Consider the following 17,087-nt stretch of genomic DNA (forward strand, 5'->3'; position numbering starts at 1 on the left):
TGCAATTCGCTTGACGCACCACGGCGATGCGCAATGCTTCGGCGAACAATGGAGACTTACCCATGGCAGAGCGTGACTATGGCATCGTGGTTTACGGCGCGACGGGATTCACCGGCCGCCTGGTGGCGGAGTATCTCGACCGGACCTATCGCGGCGATGCGACCGTGAAATGGGCGATGGCCGGCCGTTCCCGGGCCAAGCTGGAATCGGTGCGCGATGAAATGGGCATTTCGCCCGATGTCGATCTGATAACGGCGGACGCCGGCGATCCGGCTTCGCTGAAGGCGATGGCCGGGTCGGCGAAAGTCGTGATCACGACGGTGGGACCCTACCAGCTCTACGGCGAAGCGCTGCTGGCTGCGTGTGCGGACGCGGGCACGGATTATGTCGATTTGTGCGGTGAGCCGGCCTGGATGGCGCAGATGATCGGGAAATACCAGGATGCGGCTTCGGCCAGCGGCGCCCGGCTGGTGTTTTCCTGCGGCTTTGACAGCGTGCCCTTCGATCTCGGTGTCTGGTTCCTGCAGGCCGAAGCCAAGGCGTCGCTCGGCGCCGTGCTGCCCCGCATCAAGGGCCGCGTGCGCGGAATGAAAGGAACCTTCTCGGGAGGCACTGCGGCCAGCCTGACAGCCACGATCGCCGCGGTGAGCAAGGACCGGTCCCTGCTCAAACTGCTGACCAATCCGTTTTCCCTGTGCCCGGGCTTTTCGGGACCCAAGCAACCGCATTCCGCCGAAGCCGAATATGACGAGACCGCCGGATCCTGGACGGCGCCCTTCATCATGGCGCCGATCAACACCAAGAACGTGCACCGCTCGAACTTCCTTGCCGGACACCCTTATGGTGCGGACTTCGTCTATGACGAGCGCATGCTCACCGGTGACGGGGAGAAGGGCGAGAAGCGCGCCAGGTCGGCCGCCCGGCAAGAGAAGGTGCAGAACATCATGCTGGCGATGGCCCCGACGCGCTGGATCCTGAAGACCTTCATGATGCCGAAGCCCGGCGAAGGCCCGGACAAGGAGGCGCGCGAAACCGGGTTCTACGACATCTTGTTCATCGGCGAGGGCGCGGACGGCAAGGTGCTGAAGGCCTCGGTGAAGGGCGACAAGGATCCCGGCTATGGATCGACGTCGAAAATGATCTCCGAATGTGCGCTATGCCTGCTGCTCGATATCGACCGGGAGACTACGCCGGGCGGCATCTGGACACCGGCAACGGCCATGAATGGCAAGCTGGTTGACCGGTTGCAGGCGAAAGCCGGACTGACGTTCGCGATCGAGAGCTGATCAGGCGCGGGTTTCCGTTTCCAGTCCCGGCATGCCGAATAGCGCAAGCTGCAGGCTCTGCGCGATGCGGTGAGCGCGCTCCATGAAGTAGGACAGGGCGCCCGGCGTGGGCGCCGTGTCTGTCAGGGTCTGTTCGAACAGGCCGAGCCAGACGCCGAAATGCTGCGGCTTGATGCTGGCATGTTTCTTGTGCGCGGGAACGGGCTTGCCGGAATAACGGCCCGCATTGAGCGCCACCGACGCCCAGAAATCCTTCATCCTTGCGAGATGTTCCGGCCAATTGTCGCCGATCGCATCATTGAACACCGGGCCAAGCACCGGGTGCGCCCGCACGCGCTCGTAGAATGTCTCGACAAGGACCGAGATGTAGGCGTCATCAATGCCCATCGCCGCGGCGTTCTCGCGGATCGCCTGCCGACGCTCCGATGCACTGCGGATCACGGTCTGTCTCATCAGCGCCTTGTCGGCGGGAAATGGCGGAGCCGCAAGGCGCGATACTGACGCACCCTGTTAGTCCGCCATCAACGCCTTTCGGCGGAAGCTGGTCGGCGCCTCGCCGGTGGCTTCGCGGAAGGCGCGGTTGAAGCTGGCGATCGAGCCATAACCGAGATCGAGTGCGACCTGCAGGATCTGGCGCCGCGCCTGTTCCGGGTCGGCGAGGATTTCCTTGGCGTCCTCGACCCGGTGGGAATTGATGTAGGCGGAGAAATTGCGGTAGCCGAGGCCCTGGTTGATGAGCTTGCGCAAGCGGTGCTCGGGCGTGGCGAGCCGGTCGGCCAGCTTGCCGACAGTGAGGCCGGTCTCGCGATAGGCGCCGGCTTCCATGGCGGATTCGAGGCGGGCGAGGAGCGGCTTGTCAGCCGGTGCGACCGCTGCGATCGCCGCCGCCGTATCGTGCCGGCGCATCACCGTCTTGCGATCAACAAACATGACCGGGCTGGCGCGCAGCGCCCACATGGCGAAGGCAAAAGACAGGATCAGCAGCCAGACGGAGGACACGACGCGGTAGGCTGTGACCAGCGCGGTGTCCTGAAGCACGATGTCGAGCCCCATCAGGATCACGGCGGACAGACCGACCGAAACCGCAATCACAACGCGGAAGCGGCGGCGATCGTCGACGAGGTCGTCCTTCAGGCTCAACAGCGCGAAATAGGTGGCGTGCAGGAACAGCAGGATCGAGGCGAGCTGTTTGACCAGGGTGGCCAGATCAAGCACCAGCGGACCGCCTATCCCGTAATCGATCGGAATCACCGCAAGGATCAGGACGGCCGGCGCGAGATGCGCAGCGCGGAAGCGGTACTGGTCGCAGAACAGGGCGAGACAGAACCACCAGAAGAAGACGCCGTCGAGCCAACCCAGCGGGACCAAAGGCAAATGCCAGGCGCCGAGCAGGTCGCGCATCGTCTGCGAACCACAGATCATGTAGGCAAACGCGCCCAGGCCGAACAGCGCGCCGAGCCGGGCAGCCAGCGACTGGCGGGCATTGACGAGCAGGATGGCGCTTGTGAGCAGGCACAGAACGCCCGCACTCATACGGGCGATAATCTCGATCAGTTCCGCGTCGGACATGGGGCGATTATGACCTCAAACGAAAATTCCTGCCAGCCTGAACGCGACGGGGGGTGGCGGTCAGGCTGGCAGGCCAGGCAAGCTAGTCGCGGTTGGCGGCCAGCACCACGCGATCCCGTCCATCTGGGGAGACGCTCCGGGACGCATGGATTTCGTTGAGCTGCGGTGCGGCGACCGCTTCGAGCGTGCGCTCGATCGTGTCGCTGACACACAGGCGGGTGGCGGTCGCCGACATGGCGCCGTAGCGGTTTTCCTCGGCGCAGACGCGCTGCGCGGTATCGGCGATGCGGTCGTAAACCGCTTGGGCGCCCGCAGGCGTCGCCAGATCGGCGGTGGCAAAGGACAGCTCGGCGCTGGCCGGGTTGCCGGCCAGGGTGGTGGCGCCGAGGAAAAGGGCGGGGAGAAGCGCATTGAACATGATCGACCTCGTTTGTTTTCGCCGCTTCGGGCGGCTGACGAGATCAATCTGGCAGGCGGCGGGCCCCTGTGCTCCGCGATTTCGAAAATCGCGCGATCCTTTTCGGAATCGTGCGATGAATTTCAGAAATGCGCAGGCATTCCCGCTATCTCAAGCGCCGTGAACGCGCTGGCGCAAGGATCACCGCGTTCAGGACGGCGAGATCGAGGCCGGTCTGGTAGGCGCGCGCGGTCGGATCCTGGGTAAAGGCGACGACGAAGCCCGAGCCGATACGGCGCGACACCATGAACGGCTTGAAGGCGATCTGCTCGGCATTCTCGGCCCAGAGATAACCCGACGCGACGAGGTCGTCGGCCGCAGCAAAACGGAAGACGGTATCGGCCTCGTCGAGCGGCACGGTGGTGTAGATGTCAGATCCGGTCACCATCGTTGCAGCGCCGTTTTCATAGCCGGCCGACAGGAAGCTGTCGGGATTGGCAGTGATGTTGAGCAGCGCACCGGGTGAGACGTCAGGCCGGGCATTGCGCGGTTCGAGCGCCTCGCGCAACGCGGTTTCATCGGCGATCACGGTGCCGGCAACGGTGCCGCCTTCGCCATTTCCGTCGGTCGGCGTGTCGGCCGCGAGCTCGCGGCGGATCGGCAAGAGGTCGATGTCGGGATCGGTTACGAAGCGGGTGGCATCACCCAGCGCGACGAGCGTACCGCCAGCGCGGACAAAGCGCGACAGGGTCTCGGCACCGCTCTCGCCGATCTGGCGGCCATAGCCACTGCCGCGCTGCTCGGGCAGCAACAGCACGTCGAAACCGGACAAGTCGGCGAAGGCGAGGCGCGAGGCGCGGATCACCGTCACCGGCAGGCCATAGCGCTGCTCGAGCACATAGCGGAGCCCGCCGACGGAGTTCGGGTCCGTGCCCTCACCCCAGGCCATGGCGATGCGCGGCGCGACAATCTCGGCAAACTGGCCGGAGCCGAAATTCGGCCCGTCCTCGGTCCAGCTCGTGTCGAGACCGGCATAGGCCGCGCCAATGGTCCGCGCGTGCAACCGCATCATGGAATCAAGACTGGCCGGCGCGCCGGCGCGGGGCACTACCACAGAGCCGGCCGGCCAGGTCTCGCCGTCAATCGTGAAGGCACTGCCCGCGGTGCGCATGGTGACGCCCTCGGCCGCCAGACGCGCAACCAGTTGCGCCTGGCCGGCATCGGTCCAGGGAATGACATAGCCGAACTCGCCGCGTTCGCCGGTTTCGGCCTGCACCGGATCGTCGGCGGTCACGGCCTCTCCCTGTGCGTCGGGGCGGGAGCGGCATTCCGTTGCCGTGACATTGAACATGACCGGCAACGACCAGGCGGTGACATCGTACATTTCATGGTCGAGCCCGCGCAGGCGGCGGTCTTCCTGCTCGGTCAGGAAGTCTTCGGGGATCGGCGTGTCGCGTTCGAGCAGGGTGCGGGCCAGCTGTCCGGCCGGCTGGTTGAGTTGCACGAGGAAGCCGCCTTCGTCCAGCGTTTCGCCACACAGCGAGGTGCCGTCGTCGAGACGGGAAATCTCGATACCGTTGCGGGCGATCAGCCGCGCCAGCTGTTCGGCGCCCCAGCGATTGCCGGCGCGCGACAGCAGGACGGCGGCGGGGCCCTCATTGTCCCCGGCGGCAGCGGCGCGCGCCTCGGCATAGCCGCGCACAAAGCGTTCGCGGTTGGCCGCTGCCACTTCGGCGGTCGACAGGCCGGCGATGAAATGCTGCTCGACGCTGCGCGCATAGGTCAGGTCGTCGCCATTGCGGCGGGTCCAGACCAGGCCGCGCGCCGAACCCTGTTCATATGTGAAGGCAACACCGCCATGCAGCATCGGCCACGTGTCGCCATAGCCGGGATAGAAGGCATCGAAGATCTCGCGCGTGAAATAGTCATAGCCGAGCCGGTCGAACCAGCGCGCATTGTTCTGTCCGACAATGTCCTGCGCCTCGATCTGGCCGTCGCCCAGGACCGGATTGACCGGCGGAGCGACCGGCGGGAAGAAATAATTGAGGTCGCCGCCCATCTCGTGTGCATCGACGATCACCATCGGCGACCAGTCCATCATGGCGGTGATGCGGCCGCGGGTTTCCGGCTGCGACTGGATGAACCAGTCGCGATTCATGTCGAAGAGGTAGTGATTGTGGCGCCCTCCGGGCCAGGGCTGGTCGTGTTCGGCCGACCAGCGAAAGCCGTCCGGCTGCAGTCCGCGCGCCTGGGTGAAGGAATTGACGAAACGGTTGCGGCCATCCGGGTTCTGGACCGGGTCGATGATGACCAGCGCGTCTTCGAAAATGGTCTCGGTAACCGGGTCGTTCTGGGCGGCGATCAGGTGATAGGCAGTGCGCAGCGCGGCATCGGTGGAGGATATCTCGTCGCCGTGAACGCCATAGGCGAGCCAGACGACAACCGGCAGGCGATCGATCAGCTCGCGGCGCTCGGCGGCGCTCAAGGCCCGGGGATCGGCCAGACGCTGCAAGTCCGCCTGAACCGTGTCGAGCCGCGCCATCAGATCGGCATTTCCGATGACGGCATAGACCAGCGGGCGGCCTTCCCAGCTTTCCGCGTAATCGAACACCTGCATGCGGTCCGGGGCCGCTGCGGCGAGCGTACGCAGATAGTTTACCGCGTCTTCCGGCGGGGTGATCTCCGCACCGAAATCATGCCCCAGGGCCGTTTCAAGATCGGGAATGTCGGGATCGTAGCGCGCGTCCAACGGTGTCGACGCCGTCTGGGCGAGAGCGGATGCGGTCACAAGCAGCCCGGCAACAAGCGCCGGCAGGATTCGATTCAGCATGTTTTTCCCCGATCTGGAAGGCAGATACAAAACGGCCCGGCGGAGAATGCGCCGGGCCGCTTGAAAAGGCGAGGCTAGTCGTTGTTGGCGTCGTCTTCGCCACCGGCGCCGTCCGCATTCTCCGGTACCGGGAAGCCGCGATCGCGCATCAGCGGCGCAATGTCGGCGTCACGGCCGCGGAAGGCGCGGTAGGCTTCGGCCGGATCGACCGAATTGCGCGGTGCGAACAGATTGTCGACCAGGCTCTGAGCCAGGGTCTGGTCGTAGAAACCGCCAGGCGCCTGGGCGAAGGCTTCGGCGGCATCCGAGGTCAGCACGTCCGCCCACATGTAGCCGTAATAGCCGGCGGAATAGCCTTCACCGGAGAAGATGTGCCCGAAATGGGTCGAACGGTGCCGCATCGGCAGCTCGTCCGGCATGCCGAGCCGTTCCAGCGTCTCGCGTTCGAATGCGTCCGGGTCGATGCCGTCCGGATCTGTGGTGTGATACGCCATGTCGACCAGGGCCGAGGCGAGATACTCCGTCGTCGCGAAGCCCTGGTTGAAGGTCGAAGCGGCCTGGATACGCTCGACCAGCTCGTCCGGCATGGGTTCGCCGGTCTCGACATGGACAAAATAGTTCTCGATCACCGGCTCGGTGAACAGCCAGCGCTCGAGCAATTGCGACTGGAATTCGGTGTAGTCGCGCACACCGCCATTGAGCGTCGGATAGGCGACGTTCGAGGACAGGGTGTGCAGGGCATGACCGAATTCGTGGAAGAAGGTGTTGGCGTCATCCCAGGAGATCAGCACCGGCTCGCCGGGTCCCGGCTTGACGAAGTTGGAATTGTTCGTCGAGAGCGGCGTCTGCTGTCCGTCATAGGTAGTGTGACCGCGGAACGAGGAAGCCCAGGCGCCGGACCGTTTTCCGGTGCGGGCGAACGGATCGAGATACCAGACGCCGACATGCTCGCCGCTGTCGCTGTCGGTGACTTCATAGACCGTGACGTCCTCGTGCCAGACCGGAACCGAGCCTTCCGGCACCGGGGTGAACTCGAAATTGAAGAGTTCGCCGGCGACGTAGAACATCGCGTCGAGCAGATTGTCGAGCTGCAGGTATTGGCGCACCTCGTTGGAATCGAGATCGTAGCGGTCCTGACGGATCAGCTCCATGTAGTAGCGGTAATCCCAAGGCTCGATGGTTATGTCGTCGCCGCGCTCATCGGCCAGCGCCTGCATGTCGGCGACTTCCTCGGCAACCCGGCCGATCGCTGCCGGCCAGACCGCTTCCATCAATTCCATGGCGCGTTCCGGCGTGCCGGCCATGCGGTTTTCCAGCCGCCACTGGGCGTAGTTGTCATAACCCAGCAATCCGACACGCTCGTCGCGCAATTGCAGGATCTCGGCAATGATCGCGTTGTTGTCGAACTCGTCGCCATTGTCGCCGCGATTGTAATAGGTCCGCCACACGGTCTCGCGGAGGTCACGCTCGGTCGAGAAGGTGAGGAAGGGGTCCATGGAGGAGCGGGTATTGGTGATCGCGTATTCGCCGTCACGGCCGCGCTCGGCAGCAGCCGCCGCATAGGCGTTGACCACGGATTGCGGCAGGCCGCCCAGCTGGTCTTCCGTGATGTAGGTGACGTAGGCTTCCTCGTCGTTCAGCACATTGTTGGCGAATTGCGTATGCAGCTCGGACAGGCGCTGATTGATCTCGGCATAGCGCTCGGCGGCTTCGCCCTCGAGCGTGGCGCCATTGCGGGCAAAGCCGTCATAGATGATCGTGACGAGGCGCTGTTGGTCGGCGCGCAGATCGTCCATCTGCTCGTCATGCACGGTGCGGATGCGCTCGAACAGGGCCGCGTTCTGGGTGATCTGCGAATTGTAAGCCGCGAGTTCCGGCGACAGCTCGCGCTGTAATTCGCGAAATTCCGGGCTCGACATGTTGGACGACCAGATGCCCCAGAAATTGAAGACGCGGCCCAACGGCTGGCCGGACCGTTCCATGGCAACGATCGTGTTCTCGAATGTCGGCGGTTCCGGATTGTTGGCGATCTCCTCGATCTCGGCGAGGTGCGCAGCCATTCCGGCACGGACCGCCGGCGCCAGCATGTCGAGCTCGGCCGCGTCAAATTGCGGGACGCCGCCATAGGGGCCGGACAGTTCGGCGAGCAGCGGATTGGATTCGAGTTCGGCTTGCCAATCGATTTCGGCGGTTTCCGTCTGGTCGTTCGCCGCTGCGTCTTCCGACGCCGCTTCCGGGGTCATCGCTTCGGTATCGGCCTCATCTGCGACCGGCTCACCGCAAGCGGCGAGGGCCAGTGCAGCCAGGCTGGTCGAGGTGATCAAAAGGCGTTTCATCGGGGCACTCCAATATATCGGACTGAATTTGGCGCGGACCCTAGCGCCACAAGGCGAAACCGCAAATGGCGCAGGGCCACTCATTGCAGAAGGTTAATATTCGAACTTGGGTCGCATGCTGCCGTGAGACACAACGCCACATTCTTTTTGTGGGAAATCCCCGGATAACCTTCCCCTAGCTGTGGTTTCTGCACAGGCTGGGACTTTACGATCTGGGGGACAATCCATGTCGCAATCGAATGCGATGCCGGTGAGGTCATCTGGCCTCGACGGGATGCTGATCGGGCTGATCTGCATTCTCGGCGCTTTCTGGAGCCTGATGGCGGCGGCCCGCGGTGTCGATCCGCAAATGGTCGCGCATGGCTGGTTGATGCTGGGCGGGTTCGTTGTCGGACTGACCCTGCTGGTCAACGCGTTTTCCGGTCATGGCCGTTTCGAGGAAAGCGGGCTTTATCATGACAATGTCATCAAGGCCGGCGCGATCGCGACCATGGTATGGGCGATCGCCGGTCTGCTGGTCGGCGTCATCATCGCCGCGCAACTGGCCTGGCCGAACATCTTCTATTTCGAGCAATTCGGTTTCCTGAATTTCGGCCGGCTGCGGCCGCTGCATACGTCGGCCGTGATCTTCGCCTTCGGCGGCAATGCGCTGATCGCGACCTCCTTCTACGTGGTGCAGCGCACCAGCCGGGCCCGTCTCGCCGGCGGGCTGTGGCCTTGGTTCGTGTTCTGGGGCTACCAGTTCTTCATCCTGATCGCCGCGACAGGCTATCTGATGGGCGTCACCCAGGCGCAGGAATATGCCGAACCGGAATGGTATGCTGACATTTGGCTGACGATTGTCTGGGTCGCCTATCTCGGCGTCTTCCTCGGAACGCTGTGGAAGCGCAAGGAGCCGCACATCTATGTGGCGAACTGGTTCTACCTTGCCTTCATCGTGACGATCGCGGTGCTGCACATCGTCAACAATCTGTCGATCCCGGTCGATCCGTTCGGTTCGTTCAGCTACCGGGTCTTTGCCGGCGTGCAGAATGCGCTGACACAATGGTGGTATGGCCACAACGCGGTCGGCTTTTTCCTGACCGCCGGCTTCCTCGGCATCATGTATTATTTCATCCCGAAGCGGGTCGAGCGGCCGGTCTATTCCTACCGGCTGTCGATCGTGCACTTCTGGACGCTGATCTTCATCTATATCTGGGCCGGCCCGCACCATCTGCACTACACGGCACTGCCGGAATGGGCGCAGACGCTGGGCATGACTTTCTCGGTGATGCTGTGGATGCCGTCCTGGGGCGGCATGATCAACGGGCTGATGACGCTGTCAGGGGCCTGGGACAAGCTGCGCACCGACCCGGTCGTGCGGATGCTCGTGGTCTCGGTGGCGTTCTACGGCATGTCGACGTTTGAAGGTCCGCTGATGAGTGTGCGCGCCGTCAACGCGCTGTCGCACTATACCGACTGGACGATCGGCCATGTGCATTCCGGCGCGCTGGGCTGGGTCGGCATGATCTCGTTCGGTGCCCTCTACTGCATGATTCCCTGGCTATGGAAGCGCAAGGGCATGTGGAGCCGCGCCCTGATCGAATGGCATTTCTGGCTCGCGACGATCGGCATCCTTCTCTACATCGCAGCGATGTGGCCGTCGGGCATCACGCAGGGCCTGATGTGGCGCGCCTACAATGATCTCGGCTTCCTCGAATACTCCTTCATCGAGACGGTCGAGGCGATGCACCCGTATTACATCATCCGCGCGGCTGGCGGGCTTCTCTTCCTGCTCGGCGCCCTGCTGATGGCGTTCAACATGTACAAGACGATCAAGGGCGATGTGAGCGAGACCGAAGATGTGGTCACGCCGCAACCCCGTGCGATCCCGGCGGAATAGGAGCAGGGATAATGGCTGACACACAAGAAAAGCAGAGCCTGCACCAGAAGTTCTTCGAGAAGAACTCGCTGATCCTGACGGTCGGAATCATCCTGACCATCTCGGTTGGCGGGCTGATCGAGATCGCACCGCTCTTCTATCTCAACTCGACGATCGAAGAGGTCGACGGGGTGCGGCCCTACACGCCGCTGGAACTGATGGGCCGGCAGATCTACATGCGCGAGGGCTGCTATAACTGCCACTCGCAGATGATCCGCCCGCTGCGCGACGAGGTGGAGCGTTACGGGCATTACTCGCTGGCCGCGGAAAGCATGTATGACCGCCCCTTCCAGTGGGGGTCGAAGCGGACCGGGCCAGACCTGGCGCGGGTTGGCGGGCGCTATTCGGATGAATGGCACCGCGATCATCTGATCCATCCGCAGTCCGTCGTGCCGGAATCGATCATGCCGCCCTATGCCTTCCTGCAGGACGCGGCGCTCGATTATTCGACGATCGAGGCGCATTTGCGGGTCAATCGCTTCCTCGGCGTGCCCTATTCCGACGCGGCGATCGAGAATGCCCGCGCCGACCTGGAAGCGCAGGTCGACGAGTTCTCGTCCGGCTATGACGATCTGATCGCCCGCTATCCCGGAGCGCAGATCCGCAATTTTGACGGCAATGCGGACACGATCACCGAGATGGACGCGCTGATCGCCTATCTGCAGGTCCTCGGCACGATGGTGGATTTCTCCACCTACGAGCCGGAGGCCGAGGCCAACCAGCGCTAGGGGCGGCGGAATGTACGAATCTCTCGCCAGCTTCGCACAGACCTGGGGGTTGCTGTTCTTCTTCGCCGTGTTCATCGGCGTGCTGGTCTACGCGCTGTGGCCGAAGAACCGCGAAAAATTCGATGCCGCGGCGCGCATGCCGCTGAATGATGACAGCCCGACCGGTGCGGACGGGAAAGAGGATGACCGCGATGACTGACAAGGAAATCGATCAGGAAACCGGCACCGAAACGACCGGTCATGAATGGGACGGTATCAAGGAGCTGGACAATCCGCTGCCGCGCTGGTGGCTGTGGGTTTTCTACACGTCGATCGTCTGGTCGGTCGTCTACTGGGTGCTGATGCCGGCCTGGCCGGCTCCGCCTGGCCTGCAGGGACATACCGAAGGCGTTGTCGGCAATTCGGAACGGGTCAATGTGGCCGCCGACATGGATGCGCTGCAGGCTTCGCGCTCGGGACTCTACGGTGAATTGCAGGCGGCGGGGAGCTATCAGGCGATCGAGGCCGACCCGGTCCTGTTCCGGTTCGCGCTGGCGGCCGGCGATTCGGCGTTCGGGAATTTCTGCGCAACCTGCCATGGTGCCGGTGCGCAGGGTTTTGCCGGCTATCCCAATCTTAATGATGATGACTGGCTGTGGGGCGGCACGTTCGACGATATCCGCCACACGCTGGTGGTCGGCATCCGGGCGGATCATCCCGAGACGCGTTTCTCGCAGATGCCGGCCTATGGCGCGGACGGGCTCCTGTCGCGCGAGGAGATCCGGCAAGTGCGCGACTATGTGCTCAACCTTTCGGGTGAAACCGGCTTTGACGCCGCGGCGCTCGAAGCGGGCGGCGAGATCTTCGCTGCGCAGTGCGCGACCTGTCATGGCGCGGACGGTACCGGCGATCCCAGCCAGGGCGCGCCCAATCTGACCGATGCCATCTGGCTCTATGGGAGCTCTCCGGAACAGGTCGAGACCACGATCTGGCGCGGCCCGTACGGCGTCATGCCGGCCTGGGAAGGGCGGCTCGATGATCCGACGATCACGGCGCTGGCCACCTATGTCTATTCGCTCGGCGGCGGGCAGAGCGCAGATACAAGCGAGGGTGCGGCGGGCGAATAGCCACATCCTCCTTTCGCCTTTTTAGAGGCATTATAAACAAATGAGCACGGCCCCCTCTTCCCCCCAGGCCGCCGACGGCGTTCGGCAAGTCGATGTCGAAGCGGTCAACGACCCGGTCAAGCGCAAACTCTACAAGAAGCGCGAGCCGATCTATCCCAAGCTGGTGCACGGCAAGTTCCGGCTCGCCAAATGGGTGTTCATGATCGTCGCACTCGGGGCGTATTACTTCATTCCCTTCCTGCGCTGGGATCGCGGCCCCTCGGCCCCGGACCAGGCCGTGCTCGTCGATTTCGAGGGGCGGCGTTTCTATTTCTTCTTCATCGAGATCTGGCCGCAGGAAATCTATTACATTTCCGGCCTGCTGATCATCGCCGCGCTGTCGCTGTTCCTCGTCTCGGCGCTGTTCGGGCGGGTGTGGTGCGGCTATGCCTGCCCGCAGACTGTGTGGACCGATCTGTTCATCGCGGTCGAGCGCCTGTTCGAGGGTGACCGAAACAAGCGGATCAAGCTCGATCGCGCGAAATGGTCGTTCAACAAGGCCTGGCGGAAGGCCGGCAAGCATGCTGTCTGGCTGCTGATTGCGGCGGCGACCGGCGGCGCCTGGATCCTGTATTTCCACGACGCCTATGACACGCTGTCACATTTCTTCACCGGCGGATCGCCGATCTCGGCCTACCTGTTCTTCGGCGTTCTGACCTTCACCACCTATACGCTGGCCGGCACGATGCGCGAACAGGTGTGCACCTATATGTGCCCGTGGCCGCGGATCCAGGCGGCGATGACCGATCGCGACGCGCTGAACGTCGTCTACCGGGTCGATCGGGGCGAACCGCGCGGCGCGCACAAGAAGGGCGAGCCCTGGGACGGCCGCGGCGATTGCATCGACTGCAAGGCGTGCGTGGCGGCCTGCCCGATGGGAATCGACATCCGCAACGGGTCGCAGCTCGAATGTATCCAGTGCGCGCTGTGCATCGATGCCTGCGACGACATCATGAAGAAGGTCGACCGCCCGACCGGGCTGATCGCCTATGACACCGACGTCAATATCGACCGCCGGCAGGCCGGCCAGGCGCCAGTCTACCGCTTCCTGCGGCCGCGCGTGCTCGTCTATGGCCTGTCGCTCGCGATCGCTTGCACGATCATGCTCGCCGGGCTGACGACGCGGGCCAGTCTCGACGTCAATGTGACGCGCGACCGCAATCCGAACTTCGTGCAATTGTCGGACGGGTCGGTACGCAATGGCTACACGCTGAAAGTCATCAACCGCACGCATGCGGACGCGACCTACGAGATCGACATCGATGGACCGGACGGGCTCGACTGGCGCATTCTGGGCCAGAACGCCGCGCGCGGCCTGACCGTCGATGTGCCGGCCGAGCGGACCCAGGATTTCCGTATTTTCCTGACACTGTCGCCGGAAGCGGTGACGGCCGCCAATCAGCCGGTTACCTTCACCCTCCGTCCACAGGGCTCCGATGAAAGCCGGACGGCGGATACTGTCTTCCTGACCGGGGCACGCTGATGATCAAGGAAATCAAGGGCCGGCATGTGCTGATCGCGCTGATCGTGTTCTTCGGCATCATCATTGCGGTCGACGCGTTTTTCGTGACCACGGCGCTGCGCACCTTCCGCGGTGAGGACGAGCCGCGCTCCTATGTGCAAGGCATCAATTACAATGATGTGCTGGAGCGACGGGCCCTTCAGGTTCAGATCGGATGGGGCGCTTCGAGCATAATCGCGCCGTCAGGTGTCATCCTCTATATTTGCGATGCCGGCGGCGATCCGGTCAGCGGGCTAAGGCTCGATGCACGCCTCCGGCATCCGGCCGATGCAACGCTGGATCTGCCCCTGACGCTGACGGAGACGGAAGCGGGCCGCTACGCCCAGGCTTTCGAAGTGCCGCGCGGACGCTGGACGCTGGTGGTCTCAACGTCCGAAGGCCCGCCCTTTGAACTGGAGCAAGATGTATGGCTGCGCTAGACGCCGGTGCCATCGATCCGGAGGCCTTTGTCCGCGACAAGGACGGCCATCGTGAAATGGACTTGCTGGTGTCGGGCGTGCACTGCGCCGGCTGCATTTCGCGCGTCGAAAGCGCGATGCGGGATTTTCCCGGCGTCAGCCAAGCGCGTTTGAACCTGTCGACCGGGCGGTTGTCGCTGGCCTGGTCTGGCGCTGCGGGACAGGCGCACGCCATGGTCCGGAAGCTCTCCGAGATCGGTTACCCGGCCACCCCATTCGAGCCTGAAACCGGAGCCGATACAGCCAGCCAGGAGGAAAGGCGGCTGGTGCAGGCCATGGCCGTCGCCGGGTTCGCGACCGCCAATGTGATGCTGTTTTCGGTCTCGGTCTGGTCCGGTGCGGTCGACATGACGCCGGAGACACGGGATTTCTTTCACTGGCTGTCGGCAATCATCGTTTTGCCAACCGTCGCCTATTCCGGCCGGCCCTTCTTTTCGTCGGCCTGGCGCGCGCTCAAGCATCGCCAGGTCAATATGGACGTGCCGATCTCGCTGGCCGTGCTGCTGGCCTGCGGCCTGTCCATCCATGAAACGCTGATCGGCGCGGAGGAAGCCTATTTCGACGCCGCGGCGATGCTGCTCTTCTTCCTGCTGATCGGACGCTGGCTGGACAGCCGGTTGCGGGCCAAGGCCGGGGCGGCGGCGCGGCGGCTAGCGGCGATGCAGGCGGCCACAGCGAACCGGATCGAAACCGGCGGCCACATCAAGGCGGTCCCCGCGCGCGAGATCCGGCCCGGCGACCGGCTGCTGATTGCGGCCGGTGAGAAGGTCGCCGTCGATGGCGAAGTCGAAAGTGGCACCAGCCAGCTCGATGCGGCGCTGGTGACCGGCGAAACCCGGCCTCTGGAAGCTGCTCCCGGGACCGAGATCTTTTCCGGCATGGTCAATCTGGGCGCGCCGCTGACCGTGCGCGCCACCGCCCGCAAGGAGGACAGCCTGCTGGCGGAGATCACGCGGCTGGTCGAGGCCGGCGAGCAGAGCCGCTCGCGCTATGTCCGCCTCGCCGATCATGCCGCCCGTCTTTATGTCCCGATCGTCCATGGGCTGGCCGCGCTGACCGTGATCGGCTGGCTGATTGCGGGAGCCGAACCACGTACGGCGATCATCAATGCGATCGCGGTGCTGATCATCACCTGCCCGTGTGCGCTCGGGCTCGCGGTACCGGCCGTGCAGGTGGTGGCGTCGGGCCGGCTCTACCGCGCCGGTGTGCTGGTCAAATCCGGCGATGCGCTGGAACGGCTTGCGGAAGCCGGTTCGGCTGCGTTCGACAAGACCGGGACGCTGACCGTGGGCAAGCCGCAGTTGGTCAATCGGGACGAGATTGCCGACGCGGATTTCGAACTGGCGGCGATGATTGCCCGCACCAGCCGCCACCCGCTGTCGCGCGCCATCGCCGATCCGGCGGGTATGGGCGAGGCAGCCTCGAATGTGACCGAAGTGCCCGGCGGCGGGCTGGAAGCCGAGATCGATGGCGAGACGGTGAGACTGGGATCGGCGCGCTGGCTCGGCCTGGAAACGCAATGCGATACCGCGTCGGAAGTCTGGTTGCAGCGCGGAGACCGAACACCGGTCCGGTTTGCCTTCTCGGACCGCCAACGGCCCGAAGCGGCAGAGAGCGTGCGGGCCGTCGAGGCGCTCGGCCTGCCGGCTGAAATCCTGTCGGGCGATCACGAAGCCGCGGTTCGCGGCATGGCGGAGACGCTGGCAATGCCGCGCTGGCGGGCCGGGTTGAAGCCGGCGGAAAAGATTGCTGCGCTGGACGAGGCGAGGGCGGCGGGACGACGCGTCCTGATGGTCGGCGACGGGCTGAATGACGCGCCTGCACTGGCGACAGCGCATGTCTCGATGTCGCTGGCCAGCGCATCGGATATCAGCCAGGCGGCGGCAGATTTCGTGATCCAGCGGGATCGTTTACCGGCGATTGCCGAAACCATCGTTGTCGCGCGCAAGGCGCGGCGCCGGGTGCTCGAGAATTTCGGCCTCGCGGCGCTCTACAACATGATCGCCGTGCCGCTGGCGGTTTTCGGATTCGTCACACCGCTGGTCGCTGCCATTGCCATGTCCGCCTCTTCGCTGCTGGTGACACTCAACGCGCTGAGGCTCGCGCGCTGATGGATGTCCTGATTTTCCTCATTCCGATCGCGCTGGGCATGGGGCTTGTCGGGCTCGGCGCGTTCCTGTGGTCGCTGCGCTCGGGGCAATACGAGGATCTCGAAGGCGCCGCCCAGCGCATACTGATCGACGATGACGATACGCCGCTGCCGGACGAGGATGCGGAAGGGGATAAGCGCTAGCCGCTATCGCGCGGGAAGAAACAGTCGACGAGGCTTTCGACGGCCGCGGCAAAGGCACGCGCGAACAATGCGTCTCCGAAAAGCTTGCGGTTCATGCAAACCATGGCGGCCGTTGTCATCCGGGCCGCGATCTCGGTGCGATCCGCTGCGCCGGGATCCTGAGCCCATGCCGCTATAAGTCGTTCGATGAAGGCGCGATCGGTCTCCTGATGGGCGGCCAGCCTGTCGGCCGGGACGCGGCGGAGAATCGCATCAGCTTCGCTTTTGTCAGACAGGATCGAGATCAGCGGATCCTCGAAGGATTGTTTAAGCAAGGCCGCCAGCTTCGCAGCCAGTTCAGCCCTGCCGGGCGTCGAGACCGGGATGGTCAGTGGCGTGCGCAGCGCTTCGTGTGCCTCTTCCAGCAAGTCGAGGAAAAGCGCCTCCTTGCCGGGATAGAATTTGTAGAACGACCCCTTGGCGATGCCGGCGGCACTGGCGAGTTGGGCAATCGTCGTCGCCAACACGCCACGCCGCGCAAACAGGTCGCGGCCGCAGGCCCGGATGGCGTCCCGGATGCGATCACTCTCATGGCTGTTGAAGGCGCGCGGCATACCCTCATA

Annotated in this window: 15 protein-coding genes; 9 read left to right on the plus strand and 6 right to left on the minus strand. The window is 64.0% G+C overall.

Features of this window, described 5'->3' with window-relative positions; translation table 11 throughout:
• Positions 1-62: 62 nt before the first annotated feature.
• Positions 63-1,286: a saccharopine dehydrogenase family protein gene (locus tag ACOOFN_RS06595; RefSeq protein ID WP_420434901.1), complete on the plus strand. Its 1,224-nt coding sequence runs from the start codon at positions 63-65 to the stop codon at positions 1,284-1,286.
• Here the strand turns inward: ACOOFN_RS06595 and ACOOFN_RS06600 are convergent, their stop codons facing one another.
• From ACOOFN_RS06600 to ACOOFN_RS06620, 5 genes are all read right to left on the minus strand, one after another.
• Positions 1,287-1,739, minus strand: coding sequence for a group III truncated hemoglobin (locus tag ACOOFN_RS06600; RefSeq protein ID WP_420434903.1), 453 nt, complete (start codon positions 1,737-1,739; stop codon positions 1,287-1,289). It abuts the gene before it with no gap.
• A gap of 57 nt (positions 1,740-1,796) precedes the next feature.
• Positions 1,797-2,855, minus strand: coding sequence for a helix-turn-helix domain-containing protein (locus ACOOFN_RS06605; protein WP_420434905.1), 1,059 nt, complete (start codon positions 2,853-2,855; stop codon positions 1,797-1,799).
• Positions 2,856-2,937: 82 nt separating this feature from the next.
• On the minus strand, positions 2,938-3,273 hold the full coding sequence (locus ACOOFN_RS06610; protein WP_420434907.1) for a UrcA family protein: 336 nt from the start codon (positions 3,271-3,273) through the stop codon (positions 2,938-2,940).
• Between the two features lie 145 nt (positions 3,274-3,418).
• Positions 3,419-6,082: a M14 family zinc carboxypeptidase gene (locus ACOOFN_RS06615; RefSeq protein WP_420434909.1), complete on the minus strand. Its 2,664-nt coding sequence runs from the start codon at positions 6,080-6,082 to the stop codon at positions 3,419-3,421.
• A 74-nt stretch (positions 6,083-6,156) separates the two neighbouring features.
• Complete coding sequence (locus ACOOFN_RS06620; RefSeq protein ID WP_420434911.1) at positions 6,157-8,418, minus strand: M3 family metallopeptidase; 2,262 nt, start codon at positions 8,416-8,418, stop codon at positions 6,157-6,159.
• 226 nt (positions 8,419-8,644) lie between these two features.
• Here ACOOFN_RS06620 and ccoN point away from each other — a divergent pair, with 226 nt between their 5' ends.
• From ccoN to ccoS, 8 genes are read left to right on the plus strand one after another with little or no spacing between them, the layout of a single operon-like run.
• The gene (ccoN, locus tag ACOOFN_RS06625) at positions 8,645-10,300 is read left to right on the plus strand and encodes a cytochrome-c oxidase, cbb3-type subunit I (protein WP_420434913.1); all 1,656 of its coding nucleotides are present in this window, start codon (positions 8,645-8,647) and stop codon (positions 10,298-10,300) included.
• Between the two features lie 11 nt (positions 10,301-10,311).
• Positions 10,312-11,067 (plus strand): cytochrome-c oxidase, cbb3-type subunit II, encoded by a 756-nt coding sequence (gene ccoO, locus ACOOFN_RS06630; protein WP_420434915.1) that lies wholly within the window; start codon positions 10,312-10,314, stop codon positions 11,065-11,067.
• Positions 11,068-11,077: 10 nt separating this feature from the next.
• The gene (locus ACOOFN_RS06635) at positions 11,078-11,266 is read left to right on the plus strand and encodes a cbb3-type cytochrome c oxidase subunit 3 (RefSeq protein ID WP_420434917.1); all 189 of its coding nucleotides are present in this window, start codon (positions 11,078-11,080) and stop codon (positions 11,264-11,266) included.
• Positions 11,259-12,173, plus strand: a complete 915-nt coding sequence (gene ccoP, locus ACOOFN_RS06640) for a cytochrome-c oxidase, cbb3-type subunit III (RefSeq protein ID WP_420434919.1) — start codon at positions 11,259-11,261, stop codon at positions 12,171-12,173. Before ACOOFN_RS06635 ends, ccoP begins: the two co-directional genes overlap by 8 nt.
• A gap of 40 nt (positions 12,174-12,213) precedes the next feature.
• Positions 12,214-13,695, plus strand: coding sequence for a cytochrome c oxidase accessory protein CcoG (gene ccoG, locus ACOOFN_RS06645; RefSeq protein WP_420434921.1), 1,482 nt, complete (start codon positions 12,214-12,216; stop codon positions 13,693-13,695).
• The gene (locus ACOOFN_RS06650; RefSeq protein WP_420434923.1) at positions 13,695-14,153 is read left to right on the plus strand and encodes a FixH family protein; all 459 of its coding nucleotides are present in this window, start codon (positions 13,695-13,697) and stop codon (positions 14,151-14,153) included. Before ccoG ends, ACOOFN_RS06650 begins: the two co-directional genes overlap by 1 nt.
• Positions 14,141-16,303: a heavy metal translocating P-type ATPase gene (locus ACOOFN_RS06655; RefSeq protein ID WP_420434925.1), complete on the plus strand. Its 2,163-nt coding sequence runs from the start codon at positions 14,141-14,143 to the stop codon at positions 16,301-16,303. The genes ACOOFN_RS06650 and ACOOFN_RS06655 overlap by 13 nt, the downstream gene beginning before the upstream one ends.
• The gene (ccoS, locus tag ACOOFN_RS06660; protein ID WP_420434927.1) at positions 16,303-16,485 is read left to right on the plus strand and encodes a cbb3-type cytochrome oxidase assembly protein CcoS; all 183 of its coding nucleotides are present in this window, start codon (positions 16,303-16,305) and stop codon (positions 16,483-16,485) included. Before ACOOFN_RS06655 ends, ccoS begins: the two co-directional genes overlap by 1 nt.
• Here the strand turns inward: ccoS and ACOOFN_RS06665 are convergent.
• Entirely contained in the window at positions 16,482-17,078 is a 597-nt protein-coding gene (locus ACOOFN_RS06665) for a TetR/AcrR family transcriptional regulator (protein ID WP_420434929.1), read from the minus strand. The genes ccoS and ACOOFN_RS06665 overlap by 4 nt on opposite strands.
• Positions 17,079-17,087 lie beyond the last annotated feature (9 nt).

The organism is Hyphobacterium sp., from assembly GCF_965217055.1.
Taxonomy (GTDB): domain Bacteria; phylum Pseudomonadota; class Alphaproteobacteria; order Caulobacterales; family Maricaulaceae; genus Hyphobacterium.